Origin of the sequence: Bradyrhizobium sp. B097 (genome assembly GCF_038957035.1) — a bacterium.
Lineage (GTDB): Bacteria > Pseudomonadota > Alphaproteobacteria > Rhizobiales > Xanthobacteraceae > Bradyrhizobium.
The window spans coordinates 23610-46497 of record NZ_CP152412.1 but is presented as its reverse complement, the minus strand read 5'-3'; the positions used below and the strand labels follow the sequence as shown (position 1 = coordinate 46497).

Here is a 22888-nt window from a genome sequence, read left to right as displayed (position 1 = left end):
ACCTATGCCAAATGCTGTCTGTGAATGCAACACAAGAGCGCAGTCCGAGCTTCACGAAATCGCACGGTTTCCTTAAAAATTGACCCCGAATCGGCCGAAACCGGTCATCGCGACGATTTCTTTTTATGTTTCGGCCGGAACCAGCCTCAGGGCCATCTCATCCCGGAGCGATTCGAGCCAGGTCTCGAACCAGCCGGTCAACGTCTGCGCCAGTTCGACGCGGCGGTCCGCGTCGCAATCGAACACCGCCCACCATTCGATAAAGGCCCGGTCGCCGTCGACCACCGGGGTCACCCGCAGGGTCGCGCTGAAGTCCGTCATCGGCAGGGTCGGCGGACCGGCAAATTCGTAGGTCTGAAAGCGCTCGACGTCGGACTGCGCGAGCAGCCGCTGCCGGATCCGCCGCTCCCGGTACAGCACGTTGCGCACGGCGCCGACGGTGTCGCCGGACTTGCCGTCCTCGATCTCGCTCGTCCCCGCCCCGTGGACCCAGACCGGGTAATTGTTGAAATCGCGGATGATTTTCCAGACCTCACCGGCCGGCTGCTCGAACACGGTGCTGTAATAGGCCTTTGCCATGGGCGATCCCCTGTTGTCATGAAGGAGCGCCATCGTGGGCCGTTCCGGACCTCAAACCCACCCGATCTCCGATGGAACAGACCGGGGGCCAAGCGATTGAATTTTGCCGGCCGACCGCCATCTACGGAGCATGTTCCGGGATCATGCTCTAGGCTGACAGAACGGCTGAACACGCCGTCCGGAGCGTGCTAGAACGCCCCCGTATTTTTCCGACCTCAGAAGACCAAGGCGAGGACAACGTGACGATAATGGAGCAGGGCGGCCCCACGCCCGAGGCAGCGCCCGATCTGATCAAGGAGACGACGACCCAGACCTTCGTCAAGGACGTCATCGAGGAATCGCGCCGCCAGCCGGTCATGATCGACTTCTGGGCGCCGTGGTGCGGTCCGTGCCGCCAGCTCACCCCGATGCTGGAAAAGGCGGTCCGCAACGCCAAGGGCCGGGTCAAGCTGGTCAAGATGAACATCGACGAGCATCCGCAGATTCCCGGCCAGATGGGCATCCAGTCGATCCCGGCCGTGATCGCCTTCGTCAACGGCCAGCCCGCCGATGGCTTCATGGGCGCGGTGCCGGAGAGCCAGATCAACGCCTTCATCGAGAAGATCACCAAGGGTGTGCCCGCCGCCGGCGAGCCCAATCTTGCGGAGATCCTGGCCGAGGCCGACGCCGTGCTTGCCGAGGGCGATGTCGAGGGTGCGGCGCAGATCTATGCCGAGGTGCTGGCGCACGACGCCACCAACATCGCGGCGCTAGCCGGCCTCGCCAAGTGCTACGTCACGTCGGGTGCGGTCGAGCAGGCCAAGCAGACGCTTGCGATGGTGCCGGAATCCAAGCGCAATGACGCCGCGGTGAAGGCGGTGCAGGCGGCGATCGATCTCGCCGAGCAGGCGCAGTCGGTCGGCCCGATCGCCGAGCTGGAACAGAAAGTCGCCGCAAACCCGCTCGATCATCAGGCCCGGTTCGATCTCGCGACCGCGCTCAATGCCATGAACAAGCGCACGGAGGCGACCGAGCAGCTGCTCGCCATCGTCAAGCGTGACCGCAAGTGGAACGACGACGGCGCGCGCAAGCAGCTGGTGCAGTTCTTCGAGGCGTGGGGCGGCACCGATGAGGCAACCGTCGAGGGGCGCAGGCGGTTGTCGACGATTCTATTCTCGTAACGTACGCCCGTCACAGCACCGGGACCGCAGATGCCGATCAATGCCGAATATCGCGGGCCCGGCGAGCTCCCCGAGGTGATCCCGGTGTTCCCGCTGCCGGGCGCGCTGCTGCTGCCGCGCGGCCAGATGCCGCTCAACATCTTCGAGCCGCGTTATCTCGCGATGATCGACGACGCGCTGCGCGACGGTCACCGCCTGATCGGCATGATCCAGCCCGACGTGGCGCATTCGCAGAAGGAGGCCAAGCCGGCGCTGTTCCGCATCGGCTGCGTCGGCCGCATCACCCAGCTCGCCGAATCCGGCGACGGCCGCTACATTCTCGAACTGACCGGCGTCGCCCGCTTCAAGGTGGTCGAGGAGCTGACCGTGCAGACGCCGTACCGGCAGTGCAAGGTCGACTTCTTCTCCTTCGCCGGCGACTTCACCGCGCGCAAGGGCGAGGACGCCGTCGATCGCAAGGCGCTGCTCGAGGTGCTTGCGGATTTCCTGGAAGCCAACAATCTGAAGGTCGACTGGGAAGGCATCGAATCCGCGCCGAACGAGGCGCTGGTCAATGCACTGGCGATGATGTCGCCCTATGGTCCGGCCGAGAAGCAGGCGATGCTGGAAGCGCCCGACCTGAAGACCCGCGCCGAGATCCTGATCGCGGTCACCGAAATGGACCTCGCCAAGAAGCGCACCTCCGGCGACCCGCCGGTGCAATGAGGGGCTTCACCGCAACTCTCGTCGGCCCAGCCAGATGTGAAGCGGAAACATCAAAGAGAGGGCAAATCCCGCTGTGAGGTGGATCCAACTCATCCAGGGCCGCACCTCCTCGGACCCAAGATAATAGAGCCCGAAGGCGGTCACGATCAGGACCGCATTGAACGCCGCCATGATCGATCCCGAAATGCGATTCTTGCGGCTCCGCCACGCGCGCAGCAGATGCACGGGGATGAGGGCGCCCAGCGTCAACAGCGCCAGCATGGCGACCCCGCCATGAACCATCAATAAGTTGGCGGCGGCCTGCTGCCAGATCTCGTCGCCGGCAACGTTCTTTTGCCAATCCGCCACCAGCCAGCCGGCGCCGGTTAGCAACAGCGCTCCGAACGTCGCGTACATCGAATAGCGAAATGAACGTTTAAGCCGCAAGATGCACCGCCTGACGCCAGTCGGACGTGATCTGAACGTCGCCGTCGGTCGAGATCAGCAAGGCACTTGCCGTGTAATGCTCAAGCAGGTCGCCGGCATCGGTCCCCGAGATCATGACAGCCTTCGTCAGCGCATCGGCGATCATGCATGAGGGCGCGCAGACCGTGGCGCCGATCGCGACGTTGGCCGGATTGCCCGTGGCGGGATCGATGATTGCCGAAGTCCCCGGAGGCGCTCCGTCGACCAAATCAAAACGAAGTGCGGTCGATGCCAACGCCTGATCCGTCAGCTCGACACCAGCGAGCAGGCGGAGCGGGTCGCGGGGGTCGCGCAGATGGACCGTGTGCGGCTCCTGTCCGAACACCCGAAGATCGCCGCCGGCATTCACCACCCCGCCCGGAATATCGAAGCTGCGCAACACCTCGACGGCGCGGTCGACGGCAAAGCCCTTGGCGATGCCTCCGAGATCGATCGTGATGCCCGGTGATCGAAGGCGCACCGCTCGTTCGGGCAGCAGCTCGATCGCATTGTCGAGGCTCTGTTCCGGCTCGATGACGCGATCGCCGCCCGGTCCGGGCAGCAGGCCCATGGCTTGCAACACCGGCGCAACGGTGACATCGAAGGCACCCTTGGAGCGGCGATGCATCTCGAGCGCCGCCTCCAGGACCTCGAACGTCCAGGCATGAACGCGCGTCGGCCGGACGCCGGCTTCCCGGTTGATGCGGCTGACGTCGCTGTCGTGCTCGTGAAAGCTCATCAGCCGATGAACCCGCGCGACCGCATCGAATGCGGCGTCAATGGCGGCATTCGTTTGGGGCCCGGCGGCAGCCGCGACCTCGATCTCGACGAAGGTGCCGAGCAGCGGCCGGGCGCGGCGAATACTATCGGAGGCGATTGGCATAGGCGGCCAAGATCCTCTTCACGCCCTCCGTGACATGCGTCGACGACAGCGTCGCGCCGGAGATATTCCGGATGTCGCCGTTGATCTTCAACGCGCTGCCGCCGGTCTTGCCGACGAATTGCGCCAGCCAGCTCGGACTCCGGATCTCGCCGCCATAGGACTCCCGATATTGCAGGATCTCAACCTTATGCACTGCGCCGCCTGGCGTCAGCGCCACCGCATAGTCGATGAACAGGTGCTTGCCGATCACCCGGTCGAAGACGAGGAAGCCCGCGACCTTGCCTCCGGCTTCGGCCTTCCAGACCCGGCCTGCCTGGACTTCGGTGAAATTCGTCGCCGACGGAAACGCCTGCTTCTGCGCCTCCTCGATCGACAGATACTGAACGGCATAGGCCGGCGAAGCAGCCGACACGATCGCCGCTGCAGGCAGTGTATATCGAACCCACGTCATCTCTCACTTCGCTCCCATCGTTTGTGGTCATGCCGCGGCGCGCCCGCTCCGCAGCGGCCGCGCCGATCTCAGAAGAAGAATCCGACACCGCCGAGGAACGAATCCGACATCGCGCCGGTGATGCTCTTGTCGATGACGTGCTGATAGGTCGCCTTCAGCACGACCTTCGGCGACGGGAACAGCGCGAAGCCGGCGGTATGGTACTGTCGCTGACCGGCGCCGGTCGGCAGGTTGTCATCCGTACCGGCAAAGCCTCCGGTCTGCAGGTTCTGGTAGGTGTAGCGATAGAACGGCACCGCCTCCCACTCGCTGTTGAGGTAGGTGCCAAGCGGCACGTGATAGGCGATCTCGCCGGAATAGCCGTACATGGTCTTGCCCACATTGTTGGTGGGATCGGAGTCGTTGTTCGCGCGCAAATTCTCCGGATGGCCGAATTCTGCGTGGACATATTCGCCGCGGAACTCGAGGCCGGTATCAGGGACGCGATAGCGGAACTCGGCGTCGAACATCGTCAGGTTCGAGCGGCCAAGGAAGTTGCCAAGATCGTCGTGCGCCCCGCGCGGCGTGGTATTCGGCGAGAAATAGGCGCTGACGCTTCCGGCGAAGCCGGGCAGGAAGGTCGGCGTGACGTCGAGCCGTCCGGAGACGGCCACGGCATTGTTGAGCTGCTGGAAGTCGCCGAGCGGGGGCCTGGAGAAGGCAAGCGCGCTCAGACCATCGATGCCAGCGGCGTAGGGCGTTCCGGGAAGCGGCACGGTTTTGGCCTCGGTGCGGTTATCGAACGAGTCGCCGAAATCTTCGTTGCTGGTGCTGACCATCACCTGATACTTCAGATCTTCGCTGATGGTGCCGTAGACGCTGGTCCCCGGCACCTTCCAGGTCGACGGAATAAGGCCGTTGTACAGCTCGGGCCGGTTCACGCTGTAGAACAGCGTCGGCTCGTGGTGCTGGTTAATGTAGCCGATCGGCACGAGATCAATGCCGGGCGCGCGCCAGTTGAACTGATCGAGGATCTTGAAATCGATCCAGAGCTGCTCGATCTCGGCGGTGCCGTGCAGCTTGTCGTCGTTGTCGAAGCCGGAGCCCGCGTGCTCGAACTCGATCTCGGCATTGAAGATGATGTTTGGCGTGATCGCATAGGTCGGCAACAAGACGAATCGTGCAGCGTCGAAGCCCTTCTGCCACTGGCCGTTGGCGGCAGGATTTTGGATCGACCCGAACTTCATCTCGCCATAGGCGCCGATGCTGAGACCGGCCACGGGCGAGTCCGCCAGCCCGAGAATGGGCTTGTCACCCACCGCCGGAAGCGGGGGCAGCTGCAACATCGGCTTGGCCGACGTCTGCGCTGATTGAGCCGCGGGCTTGCCCTTGGCGTCCTTCGGGTCCTTGGTGTCGGTCGCCTCTTTCGGCTCGACCGACGAAGCCGCGGCATTGGCGCTCCGGATCGAGGCCGCCTGCGGCGCCGGTGTGCGGCTGTCCTTCTGCTTCAACTCGGCCTCGAGCGCCTGGATCCGCCGCTCCATCTTGTCGAGCTTTTTCAGCAACGCCTCGTTCGCGGTATCTTCGGCCCCGAATGCACTGCCGCTGCTGACGATCGACAGCGCGGTCGCCGCGAGCAGCGCCGCACGTCTGGAATCAAAACCAAGTTCGAATTTCGATGCACCTAACCCCACGCAACGATGCGATGACATGCGCCCCCCTGCTCTGCGGAAACGAAAAGCCCGCGACATAAGGGCGCACCTAACACTACCGAGAATTATTTCGGAGAGTTTCCGCCATGCTGGTGGCAGCTCGGCAGTTAGAATCGCTCAAGTTTAGAATTAGAATAAGAATAAGCTTCAATGGTAGGTCGGGATTTTCCGGCACCGACGGCGGATTTGCGCGTGGGCTTCCGAGCCAAAGACGCGCCCCGGTCTGACGGCGCGAAGCTGCTTACCGAGGACTGCGGAAAAGCTTCCGCCCGGTGAACATCGCGCGCACCAGGTTCTGACGCTGCAGCAATCCCACCACGATGACGCCGAGCACGTGCAGGGCGACCAGGATGATGACCGCATCCGAGGCATAGGCGTGAGTGTCCTCGACCCACCAGACCCCGAAGAAGGTCACCGTGACCTCCATTGCACCCGTGATCGCGGAGACCGCGAGCGTGAGCAGCAGTGCCACCAGCATCACGGTGCCCGCGGGGTTGAGCCCGATATAGCGGCCGGTGATGCCGCGGCGGAGATTCCAGATGTAGCGTGGCGCGGCGCGCAATCGGACGCCGAGCTTGCCGAAGCGCGCATAGCGCGTGCCGGCAAAGCCCCAGATCAGCCGGAATGCCAAGAGCCCGATCACGGAATAGCCCGCCAGCCGGTGCAGCCGGTCATAGATGTTGGGCGTCACCCATGCGACCAGGACGAGGATGGCGAGCGCCCAGTGCCAGAGCCGCAGCGGCAGGTCCCAGACCTGCACGGTGGTGGCGCCGCGGGCGCCGGGCGCCGCCTTCGTCATCGCGTCTGCTTCACTTCGCGATCGTGTGCTTCAGGCTGAGATCCTCCGGGCTGTAGAACAGCTCGTAGAGCTTGCCTTCCTTGACGCCGTACACTTCGTAGCAGGAGCCCTCGACCTTCGATCGGCGCACCTCATAGCCGGCGGCCTTGGCCTTGGCTTCGGCATCGGTTGCCGGCTTCCACGACGCCTTGTCGAGCTTGGTGCAATTCTTGTAGCCGTCGGCGAACGCCGTCGAACCCAAAAGCCCCAGAACGCACGCTGCAAGCGCAGCGCTCATAATCACTCTCACGCGCATCTCCCCTCCGTTGACGATCATGCCCACAACGCCATCGCGCAAGGCACATGCGTGAAGAATGCCGAGGTGATTGCCAAGTCAAGGAAGCGCGGACACGGCACGCTTTAGAGAAATTCTAACGGCCGCGAAAACCGCTTTGCGCTCCACGCGCAATTTGGTTTTGACTGCTTGCTGCGGCCTTACGCCTCATGGGTATTTGAATCTGCTGGCGCGGCCTTTCGGTCAGGACGCGGCACCCGCCATTGCCAGACGAACCGCGGGGCGTTCGGTCGCTACGGGCATCCGCCCACTAATCATCTGTGCGACCTTCTCGCTCTGGACGGCGGGGCTGAAGTGGAAGCCCTGCACTTCCACGCAGGCGTCGGCGCGCAGGATGTCGAGCTGCTCCCGCGTTTCGACGCCCTCGGCCGTCGTCGTCTTGCCGAGGCTGACCGCGAAGCGGACGATCGCGCGCGCTATCCGGCGCGACTCGTCGGTTGCGCCCGCGAGTTCGGACACGAAGCTGCGGTCGATCTTGACCTTGTCGAACGGAAACTTCTGCAGGAAGCTCAGCGACGAATAGCCGGTGCCGAAATCGTCGAGCGCGATCCGCACCCCGAGATCATGCAGCTGGCTGAGCGCCGCGAACACCGCCTCGCTGTCCTGGATGATCGCCGTTTCGGTGACCTCGAGCTCGAGCCTGTCGGGCGAAACGCCCGAGCTCGCCAGCGCGTGCACGATCACCGGGACCAGTTCCGGGCTCCTGAACTGCACCGGCGACAGGTTGATCGCGATCTTGAGGTCATCGGGCCATTTGGCGGCTTCCGCACACGCGGTGCGCAGCACCCATTCGCCGAGCGGCACGATCAGCCCGGTCTCTTCCGCCAGCGGAATGAACTGCGCCGGGGACACCATGCCGCGTTGCGGATGATGCCACCGCAGCAGCGCCTCGAAGCCGCACGTCTCCCCGCTCGCGACGTTGATGAACGGCTGATAGTGCAGCTCGAACTCGCCGTTGGCGAGCGCGCTGCGCATGTCGCGCTCGAGGCTGCGCCGGGTCTGCAGCAGCCGGTCGAGCTCCGGCTCGAAGAAGCGGAACGAGCCGCGCCCGCCGCTCTTGGCCGAGTAGAGCGCAAGATCGGCGCTGCGCAGGACCTCGTCGGAATCGGTGCCGTCGCGCGGCGCGATCGCAATCCCGATGCTGGTCGTGGTGGTCACCCGATGATCGCCGAGATCGATCGGCTCGCTGAGCGCCTTCCTGATCCTCTCGGCGAGCACACCGGCTTCCGCGACCGGATCGGTGACGTAGTCGATGACAGCGAACTCGTCACCGCCGAGCCGCGCGACCAGCGTGGTATCGCTGACGCACCTGCGCAACCGCGAGGCCACCGACTTCAGCAACGCATCGCCTGCCGGATGCCCGAGGGTGTCGTTGACGTCCTTGAAGCGGTCGAGATCGAGCATCAGCACCGCAAGGCTCGGTCCGCCGCACCGCGCGCCGGAGAGCGCCTGCTCCATCCATTCCTTGAGCAGCACGCGGTTCGGCAGATCGGTCAGCGCGTCGTGTTGCGCCATATGGGTGATCTTGGCCTCGGAGCGCCGCTGCTCGGTAACGTCGCGATGCGTCGCCACCCAGCCGCCGCCGGGCATCGGCTGCCGCGTCACGCAGATCAGGCGGCCGTCGGCAAGCTCGTCGACGCGGCTGCTGGTCTCGTCGGCCGGCAGCGCATTCAATGTCGCGAGCACTTGCGTCGCGGCGACGTCGCTGGTCTCGCCCCTGAGAATGCCGTTGGCGATCCGATGCGTGATGATCTCGCGATGGGCGGTGCCGGGCAGCAGCAATTCGGGCGGCAGCCGGTACATCTTGGCGTAGCGCTCGTTGCACACGACGAGACGCTTCTCCGCATCGAACATGCAGAGCCCCTCACCCATGTGGTTGATCGCCGTATCCAGCCGGAGCCTCTGTTCTTCCAGCTCCTTCTGCGACGCCTCGACCTGCTGGCGCGCCAGCGAGAGCTGGCTGATGATCTCCTCGAAGCGGCGGGTGCGAAGCGCAAGGCGCCGGTCGGCAAGCACGCCGACCAGGCTCATCCCGAGCACCGAGAGCGCCACGCCCGCGATCACGATGGCGAGAAAGGCGGGAGAGAGCGACAGGGCTTCCGGAGCCAGCAACGGGTCCGGAACGATCTCGACCGCACCCATCGCGGTGAAATGATGCGACACGATCGCAAGCGTCAGCAACAGCGCCGCGACGAGCGACATCCAGCGATCCTGATAGCGGACCGCGACCGACAGCGCGGCATAACCGAACAGCATGCCGAGCACGATGGAGGCCGCCACGAGATCCATCGACCACACCACGTGGCCCGGCACTTCCAGCGCCCACATTCCGAGATAATGCATGCTGGCGATGCCTACGCCGATCACCGCGCCGCCGACCGGCGCACGCCAGCTGCTGGAGTCGCTGGCGGCAAGGCCGAGGCCGCCGGATGTCAGCATCATCGCTGCGACGAGCGACAGACCGGTCAGGACGATACCGTAGCCGGTCGGCACGCCCGGCTCGTAGGCCAGCATGGCGATGAAATGCGTTGCCCAGATGCCGTAGCCGATCGCAGCTCCCGCGATCGCGATCCAGATCAGCCGCGTCCTCGCTTGCGAAGCGATCGCGCGATGGAAGATGTTGACGGCGACAATGCTGGCAGCGAAGCAGACCAGGCCGGCGAGCAGAACGAGCCGCCAGTCATGCTCACCTGAAAGACACGTAAGAACACGAAACATGCGTCGGCCCATGGTTGTCCGCGCCGACAAGCTAGGCCGATTGACTTGTCTTCTCGATAATTTTCTACAACTTTCAGTGGCATGGTTATCCGCGCGTAAGCCGATTCCGCACGGAAATTGATGGCTCCATAAATATTGCACACGTCCCGCGGTCGCACGTCTTCAGCCCTCGAGCGGAACAAGGACAGTTCCGCCGGTTGCGACCCGCGACGCCTCGCGCTGTTCGTTCTCAGCCAGTCATTCCGCGCGCGAAGACGATGCTCCGGCTGGCGCGATCATCGTCATGATCGCACTCGCTAGTAGCCGGCGGCGGCGAGCGCCACGACGGCGCTCATCGCCATCCAGCCGAAATGCCGGCCACGGGTCGCGACTGCATTGGCGAGCGCGGCGCTACCGAACACGATGGCGAGCGTTGCCACGATCCAGTGCCGCGCGGCATCGGAGGCCATCGCCGGCGCGGCGACGAGCAGGACGCCGCCGCCGATCCAGGCGATCGTGCCGGCCTGATAGACCAGGCGAAGCAAGAGACGCAGCCGCGGTGGTTCGACGGTGGCGCGTGCGAACACTTTGGTCTCGCCGAGAACGCCATGGATCAGGCTGACCAGGATGGCGATGAGTCCGGCGCCTTGCAGCAGAAGATCACGCATCGCGACGCCTCCATACGGTACTGTATGGATAAGACACCGCCGGCTGGCGCCTGTCAATACACTTGTGTATGGTCGGGCGCGGGGACGGGGAACCATGACGGAACAGCTCTCGGTCAAGGACTGGCTCGATCAGGGCCTGAAGACGCTGGCGAAGCACGGCTTCACGGCGCTCAAGGCCGAGCCGCTGGCCAAGGCCATGGGGGTCTCGCGCGGCAGCTTCTATTGGCATTTCGCCGACATCGGCGCCTACCGCACCGCGATCCTCAACCATTGGCGCGAGGTTGCCGCCGAGCAGGTGATCGCCGAGCTCGAGACCATTCCGGAAGGCGGCGATGCGCTGGCGCTGCTGCTGCGCCGCGCCTTCTCGGCGCGGCTGGCACTGGAACGCGCGGTGCGCAGCTGGGCCACCGCCGATGCAGCAGCGCGCGCCGCCGTGCTCGAGGTCGACCAGCGCCGCATCGGCTATATCGAAACCCTGCTCCGGCACGCCGGATTCGCCGACGGCGTGGCGCGCGGCCGGGCGCAGATCTTCTATTGGGCGTTCATCGGCTACGCGCTGTCCGAGCAGGCGCTGCCGAAGCCGCGTCAGCAGGCCGCAATCGACGAGCTGTTGCGGATGACCAAGCGCTGACAGCCGGCATTTGATTGTGCTACATGACGGTCAATTAGTTCTGACGCGTTTTCTTCACGCGAACCGCTGCCCACTTCGCTCGAAAACGCTCCAGTCGGAGACATCCATGAATTCGACGACCGACCACCTCGAGAGCACGGCCGACCCAAAACTGCTCGAAATCCTGGTGTGCCCGATCACCAAGGGACCATTGGAGTTCGACGCCGCGCGGCAGGAGCTGATCTCGCGCTCCGCGAAGCTCGCCTATCCGATCCGCGACGGCATCCCGATCATGTTGCCGGAAGAGGCGCGCAAGATCGATTGATGCGCGCCCTCGTCACATGGCTGCTGCTGCTCGTCTCGGTGGCGAGCGCGACAGCCGACGAGAGCAGGCTGCGCATCGGCGCCATTGACGCGGTGCTGACCGTGCCACCCGACATTGCAAAACCGCCGGTGGCGCTGCTGATCGCCGGCTCCGGCTCGACCGATCATGACGGCAACGGGCCGCAGCTCAAGCCGGCGACACTAAAGAAGCTCTCCGAGCAGCTGGTCGCACACGGCATCGCGACGCTGCGCTACGACAAGCGCGGCGCCGGCGAATGGAAGAAGGAGTTCGGCCGTCCGGAGGACTTTCGCTTCAAGGACTATGTCGGCGACGCGGCGGCACTGATCGAGTATCTGCGCGGCAGCGGCAGGTTCGCCCATGTTGCGGTGGTCGGGCACAGCGAGGGCGGCCTGGTCGCGATCCTCGCCGCACAGCGCGTGCCGGTCGACCGGCTGGTGCTGCTGGCAACGGCGGCGCGCAAGCAGGGCGACCTGTTGAAGGCGCAGCTCGAAAAGCAGCTGCCGCCCGACAAATTCGCGCCGATCGGAAAGGCCATCGACGACATCATGGCCGGGCAGATCGTCAACCCGCCGCCGGCGGGGCTTGCGATCGCGCCTGCGATGCAGCCGGCCATCGCATCCGCCTTCACCGAGGATCCGATCGATCCGATGAAGAAGATTACCGGGCCTGTCCTGATCGTCGCGGGCGGCCGCGACCATCAGCTGGCGCGGCTCGACTACCTCGCGCTCACCACCGCCGACGTTGCGGCCAAATCATTGTGGCTGCCGGACATGAATCACCTGCTGGTCGACGTCACCGACACGGCGGACGACATAGCAAGCTACAACGAGCCGGAGCGGCCGCTCGATCCCGACCTGATCGACGCCGTGGCTGGCTTCATTTCACAGAAATAGTGGATGCGAAGGCCGTAGCCCGGATGGAGCGCAGCGCAATCCGGGGCCGATCCACCCGTGGAGAGACTGCTCCCGGATTTCGCTCCGCTGCATCCGGGCTACGGCACCGAGCAAGCTTACAGCGCCTCGCCCTTCAGCAGCCGCGGCACTTCGCCTGACAATCCCGCTGCCTGGCGGATGAACATGCTCTTCAGCGGCGGCGCGCGATCGACGAGGCCCAATCCGATGTCGCGCACGGTGCGCAGCAGCTTCGATTCGTTGGAGAACAGGAAGTTCAGCGAGTTGGTCGCAACCCCCATCGCCATCGTGTCGAAGCGCCGCCAGCGCTGATAGCGCTCGAGCACGTCGGCCTGTCCGAGGTCCATGCCGAGCCGCGCCGCATCGACGACGACCTCGGCAAGTGCCGCGACATCCTTCAGGCCCATATTGAGCCCTTGTCCCGCGATCGGATGGATCACATGCGCGGCGTCACCGATCAGCGCCAGCCGTTCGGCGATGAACGAGCGCGCGACGAAATAGCCGAGCGGGAATGCGCGCGGCTTGTCGAGCGCCTTGATCTCACCGAGGTGCAAACCAAAACGCTGCTCGAGCTCGGCGTGGAATTCCTCCTCGCTCAGCGCGGTGATGCGCGCGGCGTCCTTGCGCGTCTCGGTCCACACCAGCGACGAGCGATTGCCGGTCAGCGGCAGGATCGCGAACGGACCGGCAGGCAGGAAATGCTCCTCGGCGCGGCCGTGATGTTCGCGCTCGTGTCCGACGGTGACCACGATGCCGGATTGGTCATAGTCCCAGCCATGGGTCGCAATCCCGGCGCGCTCACGCAGCTTCGACCGCGCGCCGTCGGCGGCGACCAGCAGGCTCGCATCGATCTCGCTGCCGTCGGTCAGCCGCACGCTGACGCCGTCGGGCCGCGCGTCGAAACTCGACACCGCGGTGGCGCGCAGCTCGACGCCCTCGGCCTCGGCGCGGGTTGCGAGCGCATCGATCAGATAGCGGTTCTCGACCATGTGGGCGAACGGCTCGCCGGGCGCGACATTGCCGGCAAAGGTCAGGAACACCGGACGCGTCGCGTCCTCCAGCTTGGAGTCGGTCACGACCATGTCCGTGATCGGCTGCACCGTCGGCGCCACCTGCCCCCAGACGCCGAGGGTCTCGAACAGCCGCCGGCAGGCGGCCACGATCGCGGTCGCGCGCGGATCTCGGCTCGGGCGCTGGCTCAGCGCCGGATCGGCCACGATGACCGGAATGTCCGGCCCCAGTCCCTGGCGCAACGCCACGGCCAGCGCCAGACCCGCAAAAGCGCCCCCGCAGATGACAATACTTCGCTGTGCCGGCATGCCGTTCCTTTACGCGCCCTGCGCTCTCAGACTGTGCTTGCTACCTGATAATAGCTGGGCGAAACAGGGGCCAGAAACAAGGCCAAATCCAACGGTCGTCATTCCAGGGCACGCGCAGCGTGAACCCGGAATCTCGAGATTCCGGGTTCGATGCTGGCGCATCGCCCCGGAATGACGCCGAGACGACAACGAAAGCCACCCATGTCCAAGAGCCTGATCGACCTGTTGTCCATCCTCGATCTCGAGCAGCTCGAGGTGAATTTGTTCCGCGGCAACAGCCCGAAGACGAGCTGGCAGCGCGTGTTCGGCGGCCAGGTGATCGGCCAGGCCATGGTCGCGGCCTGCCGCACCGTCGAGGGCCGGCTGCCGCACTCGATCCATTGCTATTTCATCCTGCCGGGCGATCCGCAGATCCCGATCATCTACCAGGTCGAGCGGCTGCGCGACGGCAAGAGCTACACCACCCGCCGCGTCACCGCGATCCAGCACGGCAACGCGATCTTCTCCATCATGGTCTCGTTCCACGCCGAGGAAGAGAGCAACTTCAATCATCAGGAGAAGATGCCCGACGTGCCGCCGCCGGAGAAGCTGACCGCGGAGGAAGTGTCGAAGCAGCCGATGTTCAAGGAGATGCCGGAGTTCATCCGCCGCTACTACGAGAGCGACCGGCCGATCGAGCTGCGCCCGGTCGAGCTCGGCCGCTATTTCGGCCAGCAGATAGAGGACGGCCGCATCCATGTCTGGATCCGCACCGCGGCGAAGCTGCCGGACGATCCGGCGCTGCATCTGTGCGCGCTCGCCTATGCATCGGATTTCTCGCTGCTCGATGCCGTCATGGCGCGCTACGGCCGCACGCTGTTCGACCGACGCATGATGCCGGCGAGCCTCGATCACGCGATGTGGTTTCACCGCCCGTTCCGCGCCGACGAATGGCTGCTCTACGCGCAGGATTCGCCGAGCGCACAGTCGGGCCGCGGCCTGACCCGCGGCCAGATCTTCAAGCCCGACGGCACGCTGGTGGCGTCCGTCGCGCAAGAAGGTTCGGTGCGCGAACGCAAGGCGTAGCGCGCTCAGGCGCCTGCGTAGGCGCCGCGCTCGGTCAGCGCGAATTGCGAGATGATCCAGTTGGCGTACCAGCGCAGCACCCACGGAATCGGGATCAGGAATCCGCAGCCGATCGAGAACACGATGGTTCGCCACAGCACCTCGAGCCCGGACGCGTTGAAGGTGACCTCGCGGCGCGTGCCCTCGACGTTGCGGCAGATCCAGCGCAGCCATGCGGTCAGCACCCAGGCCCAGCCGACGATGGTGATGGCCGAGATCACCATCAGCAAATACCAGCCGATATAGGCGAGCGGGCTGCCTGTGAACGAGATCGGCAGATCCTGGCCGCTCGAGCTGAGGCGGCCGAAGATCCAGCGCACGATCATCCAGCTCAGGAAAGCCTGCAACAGCAACGAGAGCAGCGTGACGATATTGCTGTTGGCCGCTCCGGCATAGGTCAGAAGACCGAGCACGATGAAGACGTACCAGATGTCGAGCGGCTGCCCGGTGAAGCCGAGATGCGGCCGGCCCGGGACGCGGATATAGGGAATTGCGAAGCGGTATAGGCCGGTCGCGGTCCACGGCGCGGGGATGACGAAAATCTGGCCGATGAACATCAGCAGGCTGCGTCCGAACAGGCCCCAGATCGGGAAGTCGGCCGACAGCGCGCCGCCGCTATAGCTTGCCGATGCGGCCACCGGCGGCGGTCCGCCGGCCTGCGGAAACGCCGGCGGCGCACCGGCGCTCGGAACAAGGCCAGGAATCTCCCCGGCCTTTTGCCAGCCGGCCATGCCCTCGGTCCACACCAGGGTATCGGCGCCCACCATGCCACGGGTGATCAGGTCGCGGAGCTGAGCTTCAGGCAGGGGGCCCTTTTGCTGGCCTTCAGATGCATAAAACCAGTTTCGATTCGACATTTTCTTGTTCCTCGGGGCGCGGGCGCACGCGCTGTGGCGAGAATGAGCCAGCGGGAGCGCTGGCCGGGGCGGGAAAGCCATATTCTGGCCGACGGTTGTCGTCCCGTACAGTGACGGAGTTCACGCGCTGCGCACGTTTTCCCCTTCAACCTGCAACTTTTTTATGCCATTTGCCCAGAAAGCTGCCAGATTTGGCGGACGGCAAATTGCCGCTCCGCTGGCGGGACGTGCAGGCTCGGAGATGGCAAGTGCCGCTCCGGGGATGGGCGCACACGGAAAACCTCAAGGAAATGAAGGCCTGAACCATGAAACTCGTCGTCGCGATCATCAAACCGTTCAAGCTCGATGAGGTACGCCAGGCCCTGACCGCGATCGGCGTTCACGGCATGACGGTGACCGAGGTGAAGGGCTATGGCCGCCAGAAGGGCCACACCGAGATCTATCGCGGCGCCGAATATGTCGTGAATTTCCTGCCCAAGCTCAGAATCGAGATCGCCGTCGACACCGCGCTCGCCGACAAGGCGGTCAGCGTCATCACCGAGCACGCCCGCACCGGCCAGATCGGCGACGGCAAGATCTTCGTGACGCCGATCGACCACGCCCTGCGGATCCGCACCGGCGAAACCGACAACGACGCTCTCTAAATTCGAGATCATCGCCGGCAACGACGCCGGCGCACGCCGAAATCCACAGCAAGAAACCACGACACGCCGGGGAATGATGATGGGGGCACGAGCTCTTCGTGCAGCGATATCAGCTGCGCCGATCACCGCTGCAATGCTGCTCTCGTGGGGCGCGCCGGCGTCAGCGCAAGACTCCGGCGCCTCCGGCATCAACCCCGCCGATACCGCCTGGATGATCGTCGCCACCGCGCTGGTGCTGATGATGACGATCCCGGGGCTTGCGCTGTTCTACTCCGGCATGGTGCGCAAGAAGAACGTGCTGGCGACGATGGCGCAGAGCCTCACCGCCGTTGCGATCATCTCGATCCTCTGGGTCGTCTTCGGCTATTCGCTGACCTTCGTCGGCAACGGTCCATGGCTCGGCTCGCTCGACAGCTGGTTCCTGGCCGGCATCACGATGGACAGCGTCAATCCGGCGGCAAAGACCATCCCGGAAGCGCTGTTCATGCTGTACCAGATGACGTTTGCGATCATCACGGTGGCGCTGGTCGCGGGCTCGGTCGCCGACCGCATGCGGTTCTCCGCCTATGTGCTGTTCTCGATCGGCTGGTTCATCTTCGCCTATGTGCCGCTGGCGCATTGGGTGTGGGGCGGCGGCTTCCTCGCTTCGATGGGCGTGATGGACTTCGCCGGCGGCCTCGTCGTGCATCTGTCCGCCGGCATCAGCGGCCTGGTCGCGGCCAAGGTGATGGGCAACCGGCACGGCTATGGCCACGACAATCTGTCGCCGTTCGACCTGTCGCTCGCCGTGGTCGGCACCGGCCTGCTCTGGGTCGGCTGGTTCGGCTTCAACGGCGGCTCGGCGCTGGCGGCCAATTCGCGCGCGGTGATGGCGATCACTGCCACCCACCTTGCGGCCTGCGCGGGCGCGCTGACCTGGGGTGCGATCGAATGGGCAACGCGCCGCAAGCCGTCGGTGCTCGGCATGATCTCGGGCGCGGTCGCAGGGCTCGGCACCATCACCCCGGCATCCGGTTTCGTCGCGCCGTGGCACGGCATTATCATCGGCATCATTGCCGGCCTGGTCTGCTTCTGGGCCTGTACCTGGCTGAAGCACCGCTTCCAGTATGACGACTCGCTCGACGTGTTCGGCGTGCACGGCGTCGGCGGCCTGACCGGCACGCTGCTCGCAGGCGTTTTCGCCACCACGGCGATCGGTGGCACCTCCGGCCTGCTGGAGGGCAATCCGGGGCAGCTCCTGATCCAGCTCTACGGCGTCGTCGTCACGCTGGTCTGGTGCGGCGGCGTCACCTTCGTGCTGCTCAAGCTGGTCAGCGCGTTCGTCCCGCTGCGCGTCTCGATGCAGCAGGAGCTGGAGGGTCTCGACATCTCGCAGCACGGCGAAGCGCTGCAGTAGCAGCCGAGCTCGTATCGCCAGGACGAGATGGGCCTGAGAGGGCGAATTCGGAAAACAACCCCATGCAAAGTACCCGAGCGCCGCGACGTCACGCTGCACGGGACAGTTCAGGCTTGCACGACACATAAGCATATGCTTATGTGTTGGCATGGTCGACACCGATATCTTCAAGGCACTGGCCGATCCGACCCGCCGCAGGGTCTTTGAGAAACTGGCCGGCGGCAGCCTGAACGCCAGCGCCTTACGTGATGGGCTTGAGATCAGCCAGCCGGCGATGTCGCAGCATCTGGCGGTGCTGCGCGCGGCTGGACTGGTGCGCGAGCAGCGACAGGGCCGCTTCGTGAATTATGAAGTCGACCCGGACGGGATCGCCAGCATCGGGACCTGGCTCGCCCGCTACCGCGCCTATTGGCCGAAGCGCATCGAAGCGCTCTCCGACCTCTTGAAGGACATGGATCAATGAGCGACACGGTTGAGCCTGACGCCGACGCAGCCTTGGTGATCGAATACGAGCTCGACGCACCGCCTGAGAAAGTATGGCGCGCCGTCACCATTCCAGCCCTGCGTGAACGCTGGCTTCCGGATTGCGATCTCGCGGGCGCTGAACCCCTATCATCGATCACGGGCGAAGAGGTGCGTTACCGGCTCCGCGATTCCGAACCGCCGTTTCGCGAGAGTCATGTCACCTTCCGGATCGAGCCGAACGAGGCCGGTGGCACCCGGTTTCGCATCATCCAGGAAGCCTGCGACCAGCGCGCAGATCAGCCGCAAGCGGCTAACAGCAACAGCCGCGTGCTGATGCGCGCGGCCTGATCGCAGACTTCATCATCCGCTGAAACTTCATCACCTGCTGAAATGGGAGGTCGCCGATGCGCGACATGATGCAACTCGTCCCGATGGTCGTCGAGCAGTCGTCCCGCGGCGAGCGCTCCTTCGATATCTATTCCAGGCTGCTGCGCGAACGCATCATCTTCCTCAACGGCGAGGTCAATGATGCGATGTCCGGACTGGTCTGCGCGCAGCTTCTGTTCCTCGAGGCTGACAACCCGAACAAGGCGATCAACCTCTACATCAACTCCTATGGCGGCGTGGTCACCAGCGGGCTTGCGATGTACGACACCATGCAGTTCATCAAGGCGCCGGTGCACACGCTGTGCATGGGCACTGCGCGCTCCATGGGGTCGTTCCTGCTGATGGCCGGCGAACCCGGTCATCGCGCCGCGCTCCCGAACGCCAGCCTGCACGTGCATCAGCCGCTCGGCGGCTTCCAGGGCCAGGCCTCCGACATCCAGATCCATGCCGCCGAGATGCAGGCGACCAAGCGGCGCATCATCCGGCTTTATGCGCAGCACTGCCGGCGCACCGAGGCGGACGTGGAACGGACCCTGGACCGCGATCACTTCATGTCGGCGGAGCAGGCGCTCGAATGGGGACTGATCGACAGGGTTTTTGCAGCCCGCGACGCCGCCTAATGGCCTGGCATTGCTTTATCTAAATACCGACGCCTGCACCGCGGCTGAGCAGAATTGTGTCCAGACCCTGGCTTGCTCACGAATTAGGCCAATCTGATTAGATTTTAGGCGCGACGGAATAGCGCAGGAGCACCTTGCTCCCGCAATGCGGGAAAAGGTCCGGATTCATAATCCATTAGCGAACCCGAGCCGTTTGGCACGGCATTTGATTCTAAGGGTCTCGGCTGTGCCCGCGTAATGGATGTCTTCCGCGTGGTGAACCTCAGTCGAAACTCCCGGTGTTCGTTCGCACCGGGCCCAAGCGGGGATAGGACTCATGAAAATTGTTATGGCGATCATTAAGCCATTCAAGCTGGAAGAGGTCCGTGACGCCCTGACCGCCATTGGCGTTCACGGTCTCACGGTGACGGAAGTCAAGGGGTACGGCCGCCAGAAGGGCCATACGGAAATCTATCGCGGCGCCGAATATGCGGTGAGCTTCCTGCCCAAGATCAAGATCGAGGTCGCAGTCGCCTCCGATCAGGTCGACAAGACCATCGACGCCATCACCGCCGCCGCCAAGACCGGACAGATCGGCGACGGCAAGATCTTCGTCATCAGCCTCGAGCACGCCGTGCGCATCCGCACCGGCGAGGCCGATGCCGCGGCCCTCTGATTTCGCGCTCAACCTTTAAGACCTCAGGAGTGAATTAACATGACGTTCAAGCGTCCCTATGGCGCGGGATTGGCGGCCCTCGCAGTCGGCCTCTTTGCCGCGACCGCCGCCTACGCCGAGCCAACCGTCAACAAGGGCGACAACGCCTGGATGCTGACATCGACGGTGCTGGTGCTGTTGATGACCATCCCGGGCCTCGCGCTGTTCTATGGCGGTCTCGTCCGCTCCAAGAACATGCTCTCGGTGCTGGCGCAGGTGTTCTACACCGTCTGCATCGTCACCGTGCTCTGGGCCCTCTACGGCTACAGCCTCGCCTTCACCGGCGGCTCCGACTTCATCGGCGGCTTCTCCAAGGCCTTCCTGATGGGCGTCACGCCGGACTCCAAGGCCGCGACCTTCTCGGTCGACGCCAACATCTCGGAGCTCGTCTATATGTGCTTCCAGATGACCTTCGCGGCGATCACGCCGGCCCTCATCGTCGGCGCCTTTGCCGAGCGGATGAAGTTCGCGGCGATCGCGCTGTTCATCCCGATCTGGGTCACCGTGATCTACTTCCCGATCGCGCACATGGTCTGGTACTGGCCGGGCCCGGACGCGATCCAGGATGCCGCCAAGGCGCTTGCCGCCGCGGCTGACGGCGATGCCAAGACGAAGGCGCAGGCCGCCCTCGACGCGATCAACGCCGATGCCGGCTGGATCTTCAAGAAGGGTGCGATCGACTTCGCCGGCGGCACCGTCGTGCACATCAACGCGGGCATCGCCGGCCTCGTCGGCGCGCTCCTGATCGGCAAGCGCACCGGCTACGGCAAGGAGCTGATGGCTCCGCACTCGCTGACCATGACCATGATCGGCGCCTCGCTGCTCTGGGTCGGCTGGTTCGGCTTCAACGCTGGTTCGAACCTCGAAGCCAATGGCGGCGCTGCGCTCGCCATGACCAACTCCTTCGTGGCCACGGCTGCGGCGGCGCTGGCCTGGATGTTCGCGGAATGGATCATCAAGGGCCATCCCTCGCTGCTCGGCGCGCTCTCGGGCGCGGTCGCGGGCCTCGTCGCGGTGACGCCTGCGGCCGGTTACGCCGGTCCGATGGGTGCCATCGTGCTCGGCCTCGTGGTCGGCGTGGTCTGCCTGTTCTTCTGCACGGTCGTGAAGAACGCGCTCGGCTATGACGACTCGCTCGATGTGTTCGGCGTCCACTGCGTCGGCGGCATCATCGGCGCGCTCGGCACCGGCATCCTGGTCAACCCGGCGCTCGGTGGTGCCGGCATCATCGACTACACTGCGATCCCGCCGAAGGTTGCCGATTACGACTTCGTGGCGCAGATGACCTCGCAGGTCTGGGGCGTCTGCACCACGCTGGTGTGGTCGGGCGTCGGCTCTGCGATCCTCTACAAGATCGTGGACGTGATCGTCGGCCTGCGTGCCAACGTCGAGACCGAGCGTGAAGGCCTCGACATCACCGAGCACACGGAGCGCGCCTACAACATGTGAGTTCTCCCGGGGCGCGACCTCCCCAAGCGGTCGTTCCCAGAACTACGGTCCGGGCACATACCCGGCAATGTCCGGACCGTTGAGGGGCTCCAGCGCAAGTTGGAGCCCCTTTCTTTTTTCCGCGGCTTGAGAAAATATTGTCGGAATTGCCTGCTATTGTGGAATAACAGGCTACAGACAAGAAAATGGGAGGACGTCATGAAGGTGCAAGGCAGATGCTATTGCGGCAACGTGCGCTATGAGGCCGAAGGCGAACCGATGATGGCGGCGCAATGCCTGTGCCGCGAATGCCAGTACATCACGGGCGGCGGACCGAACATGTTCATGGCGATGCCGACCACCGGCTTCAAATACACCGCCAGCCAACCCAAGCAGTTCACCCGGAAGGACCTCGAACGCGCCGTGACGCGCGAATTCTGCCCGGAATGCGGCACCCATCTCGTGACCAAGGTGCCCGGCCTGCCCGCCACCATCCTGAAGGTCGGCACCTTCGACGACCCCAGCGTGTTCACCCCGCAGATGACGATCTACACCTGCGACAAGCAGACCTTCCACCATCTGCCCGACGGCAAGCCGTCGTTCGAGAAGCTGCCGGCGCGGTAGACTTCATACATCGCGTGCGTAGCCCGGATGGAGCGCAGCGCAATTCGGGAACAGTGCCGCCGCAGGAAAGACCGCCCCGGATTTCGCTTCGCTGCATCCGGGCTACGCGGCTCAAACCTCCCCTTGAAAAGGGGAGGTCGCTTTGCTCGTCAGAGCAAAGCGGGTGGGGATCTGCTCTCTCCACTTGCAGCAGAGTCTGCGGCTGACCCCCATCCCGACCTTCCCCCTTTCAGGGGGAAGGAGAGGACAGACCGCAGTTCGCCGGCGCGCCGCGTATGGGCTCGACCAGCTCACGCCGCGTCGCGCGCGTGCTCGACGCGATCGCGGCCACGGCGCTTGGCGGCGTAGAGCGCCTGGTCGGCGGTTCGCATCAAATTGCCGAGGTCGAAGCCGGAATCCTTCAAGGTGAAGCCGATGCTGATCGTCACCGGCAGCTGGGTCACGCCGTCGAAGATCGTGCGCGCCGCACAGTCGCGGCGGATTTCCTCGGCGCCGCGCGCCGTCTGCTCGTGGCTCAGGCCGGTCACGACGGCTGCGAATTCCTCGCCGCCGTAACGGGCGACCAGCGCGCCGTGCCGGATCGCGAACTGGCGCAGCACGTCGGCGATCTCGACCAGCACCTTGTCGCCGATCTCATGTCCGTAGCGGTCGTTGATCGACTTGAAATGATCGATGTCGCACATCAGGACCGCAACGGACGCGCCATCGGCCTGCGCGCGTTCAAGCGCCGCGGCGGCATCGGCGTCGAAGCCACGGCGATTCAACAGGCCGGTGAGCTGGTCGGTCTGCGAGATCTGGGCCAGCTCGCGGCGGGTATGCGCGAGCTCCAGCATCAACAGGCCGGCGCGAAACGACATCGCGCCACTGAGCGCGATCGAGATAAAGACACCGGCGGTGAGCCCGAACAGCTGCATCTGTCCGACCGTGATCGGCGCAGCCAGATCGCGGCCGAACACCAGCATGCCGATGGTGAAGGACATCACCGCGGTCATGCCGGCGGCAATCACCATCACCTTGCCGGTGCGGCGCAGAACATCGCCGTGTGTCTCGATCCTGATGGCCATGTCCGTCC

Annotated in this window: 26 protein-coding genes; 14 read left to right on the top strand and 12 right to left on the bottom strand. The window is 64.7% G+C overall.

Annotated features, from left to right (window positions below; all coding sequences use genetic code 11):
- Positions 1-123: 123 nt before the first annotated feature.
- The gene (locus AAFG07_RS00235; protein WP_092121151.1) at positions 124-579 is read right to left on the bottom strand and encodes an SRPBCC family protein; all 456 of its coding nucleotides are present in this window, start codon (positions 577-579) and stop codon (positions 124-126) included.
- Between the two features lie 239 nt (positions 580-818).
- Between AAFG07_RS00235 and trxA the strand changes: the two genes are divergently transcribed.
- The gene (gene trxA, locus AAFG07_RS00230; protein ID WP_171947937.1) at positions 819-1739 is read left to right on the top strand and encodes a thioredoxin; all 921 of its coding nucleotides are present in this window, start codon (positions 819-821) and stop codon (positions 1737-1739) included.
- Between the two features lie 30 nt (positions 1740-1769).
- A complete protein-coding gene (locus AAFG07_RS00225; protein WP_229166118.1) occupies positions 1770-2444 on the top strand; it encodes an LON peptidase substrate-binding domain-containing protein in 675 nt (224 codons plus the stop codon).
- Positions 2445-2450: 6 nt separating this feature from the next.
- Here the strand turns inward: AAFG07_RS00225 and AAFG07_RS00220 are convergent, their stop codons facing one another.
- From AAFG07_RS00220 to AAFG07_RS00185, 8 genes are all read right to left on the bottom strand, one after another.
- The gene (locus AAFG07_RS00220; protein ID WP_143046786.1) at positions 2451-2870 is read right to left on the bottom strand and encodes a hypothetical protein; all 420 of its coding nucleotides are present in this window, start codon (positions 2868-2870) and stop codon (positions 2451-2453) included.
- Entirely contained in the window at positions 2860-3771 is a 912-nt protein-coding gene (locus tag AAFG07_RS00215) for an FAD:protein FMN transferase (RefSeq protein ID WP_342725491.1), read from the bottom strand. Before AAFG07_RS00215 ends, AAFG07_RS00220 begins: the two co-directional genes overlap by 11 nt.
- Positions 3752-4222, bottom strand: coding sequence for an FMN-binding protein (locus AAFG07_RS00210; RefSeq protein ID WP_298370986.1), 471 nt, complete (start codon positions 4220-4222; stop codon positions 3752-3754). The genes AAFG07_RS00215 and AAFG07_RS00210 overlap by 20 nt, the downstream gene beginning before the upstream one ends.
- 68 nt (positions 4223-4290) lie before the next feature.
- A complete protein-coding gene (locus AAFG07_RS00205) occupies positions 4291-5913 on the bottom strand; it encodes a hypothetical protein (RefSeq protein WP_342725490.1) in 1623 nt (540 codons plus the stop codon).
- A 241-nt stretch (positions 5914-6154) separates the two neighbouring features.
- Positions 6155-6712: a cytochrome b/b6 domain-containing protein gene (locus AAFG07_RS00200; RefSeq protein ID WP_342725489.1), complete on the bottom strand. Its 558-nt coding sequence runs from the start codon at positions 6710-6712 to the stop codon at positions 6155-6157.
- A gap of 10 nt (positions 6713-6722) precedes the next feature.
- Positions 6723-7007 (bottom strand): PepSY domain-containing protein, encoded by a 285-nt coding sequence (locus AAFG07_RS00195; RefSeq protein ID WP_342725488.1) that lies wholly within the window; start codon positions 7005-7007, stop codon positions 6723-6725.
- A gap of 222 nt (positions 7008-7229) precedes the next feature.
- On the bottom strand, positions 7230-9764 hold the full coding sequence (locus AAFG07_RS00190; RefSeq protein WP_342725487.1) for an EAL domain-containing protein: 2535 nt from the start codon (positions 9762-9764) through the stop codon (positions 7230-7232).
- 296 nt (positions 9765-10060) lie between these two features.
- Positions 10061-10411 (bottom strand): hypothetical protein, encoded by a 351-nt coding sequence (locus tag AAFG07_RS00185; protein ID WP_342725486.1) that lies wholly within the window; start codon positions 10409-10411, stop codon positions 10061-10063.
- Positions 10412-10505: 94 nt separating this feature from the next.
- Between AAFG07_RS00185 and AAFG07_RS00180 the strand changes: the two genes are divergently transcribed.
- From AAFG07_RS00180 to AAFG07_RS00170, 3 genes are all read left to right on the top strand, one after another.
- Positions 10506-11042 (top strand): TetR/AcrR family transcriptional regulator, encoded by a 537-nt coding sequence (locus AAFG07_RS00180; protein WP_342725485.1) that lies wholly within the window; start codon positions 10506-10508, stop codon positions 11040-11042.
- 106 nt (positions 11043-11148) lie between these two features.
- Entirely contained in the window at positions 11149-11346 is a 198-nt protein-coding gene (locus tag AAFG07_RS00175) for a Trm112 family protein (protein WP_018269337.1), read from the top strand.
- On the top strand, positions 11346-12260 hold the full coding sequence (locus AAFG07_RS00170) for an alpha/beta fold hydrolase (RefSeq protein ID WP_342725484.1): 915 nt from the start codon (positions 11346-11348) through the stop codon (positions 12258-12260). The genes AAFG07_RS00175 and AAFG07_RS00170 overlap by 1 nt, the downstream gene beginning before the upstream one ends.
- A gap of 116 nt (positions 12261-12376) precedes the next feature.
- Here the strand turns inward: AAFG07_RS00170 and AAFG07_RS00165 are convergent, their stop codons facing one another.
- On the bottom strand, positions 12377-13597 hold the full coding sequence (locus AAFG07_RS00165) for a ubiquinone biosynthesis hydroxylase (RefSeq protein ID WP_342725483.1): 1221 nt from the start codon (positions 13595-13597) through the stop codon (positions 12377-12379).
- 201 nt (positions 13598-13798) lie between these two features.
- On the opposite strand from AAFG07_RS00165, the gene tesB reads away from it, so the two are divergent.
- Positions 13799-14662 (top strand): acyl-CoA thioesterase II, encoded by an 864-nt coding sequence (gene tesB, locus AAFG07_RS00160; protein WP_212312813.1) that lies wholly within the window; start codon positions 13799-13801, stop codon positions 14660-14662.
- Positions 14663-14667: 5 nt separating this feature from the next.
- On the opposite strand, the gene AAFG07_RS00155 is transcribed toward tesB, so the two are convergent.
- Positions 14668-15558 (bottom strand): DUF4339 domain-containing protein, encoded by an 891-nt coding sequence (locus tag AAFG07_RS00155; protein ID WP_342725482.1) that lies wholly within the window; start codon positions 15556-15558, stop codon positions 14668-14670.
- A gap of 305 nt (positions 15559-15863) precedes the next feature.
- On the opposite strand from AAFG07_RS00155, the gene AAFG07_RS00150 reads away from it, so the two are divergent.
- The 8 genes from AAFG07_RS00150 (at position 15864) to AAFG07_RS00115 (ending at position 21816) form a co-directional block, all read left to right on the top strand.
- Complete coding sequence (locus AAFG07_RS00150) at positions 15864-16202, top strand: P-II family nitrogen regulator (protein ID WP_092121117.1); 339 nt, start codon at positions 15864-15866, stop codon at positions 16200-16202.
- Between the two features lie 133 nt (positions 16203-16335).
- Positions 16336-17598 carry an ammonium transporter gene (locus AAFG07_RS00145; RefSeq protein ID WP_342729409.1) on the top strand — a complete coding sequence of 421 codons (1263 nt, stop codon included), beginning with the start codon at positions 16336-16338 and terminating at the stop codon, positions 17596-17598.
- Between the two features lie 148 nt (positions 17599-17746).
- A complete protein-coding gene (locus AAFG07_RS00140) occupies positions 17747-18061 on the top strand; it encodes a metalloregulator ArsR/SmtB family transcription factor (protein WP_092121114.1) in 315 nt (104 codons plus the stop codon).
- Positions 18058-18411, top strand: a complete 354-nt coding sequence (locus AAFG07_RS00135; RefSeq protein WP_342725481.1) for a hypothetical protein — start codon at positions 18058-18060, stop codon at positions 18409-18411. Before AAFG07_RS00140 ends, AAFG07_RS00135 begins: the two co-directional genes overlap by 4 nt.
- Before the next feature lie 56 nt (positions 18412-18467).
- Positions 18468-19070: an ATP-dependent Clp protease proteolytic subunit gene (locus AAFG07_RS00130; protein WP_342725480.1), complete on the top strand. Its 603-nt coding sequence runs from the start codon at positions 18468-18470 to the stop codon at positions 19068-19070.
- Between the two features lie 316 nt (positions 19071-19386).
- Positions 19387-19725, top strand: coding sequence for a P-II family nitrogen regulator (locus tag AAFG07_RS00125; protein WP_044539269.1), 339 nt, complete (start codon positions 19387-19389; stop codon positions 19723-19725).
- A gap of 39 nt (positions 19726-19764) precedes the next feature.
- A complete protein-coding gene (locus AAFG07_RS00120; RefSeq protein WP_176534502.1) occupies positions 19765-21213 on the top strand; it encodes an ammonium transporter in 1449 nt (482 codons plus the stop codon).
- Between the two features lie 198 nt (positions 21214-21411).
- Positions 21412-21816: a GFA family protein gene (locus tag AAFG07_RS00115; protein ID WP_076863381.1), complete on the top strand. Its 405-nt coding sequence runs from the start codon at positions 21412-21414 to the stop codon at positions 21814-21816.
- A gap of 290 nt (positions 21817-22106) precedes the next feature.
- Here AAFG07_RS00115 and AAFG07_RS00110 read toward each other — a convergent pair whose 3' ends face one another.
- Entirely contained in the window at positions 22107-22880 is a 774-nt protein-coding gene (locus AAFG07_RS00110) for a GGDEF domain-containing protein (RefSeq protein ID WP_342725479.1), read from the bottom strand.
- Positions 22881-22888 lie beyond the last annotated feature (8 nt).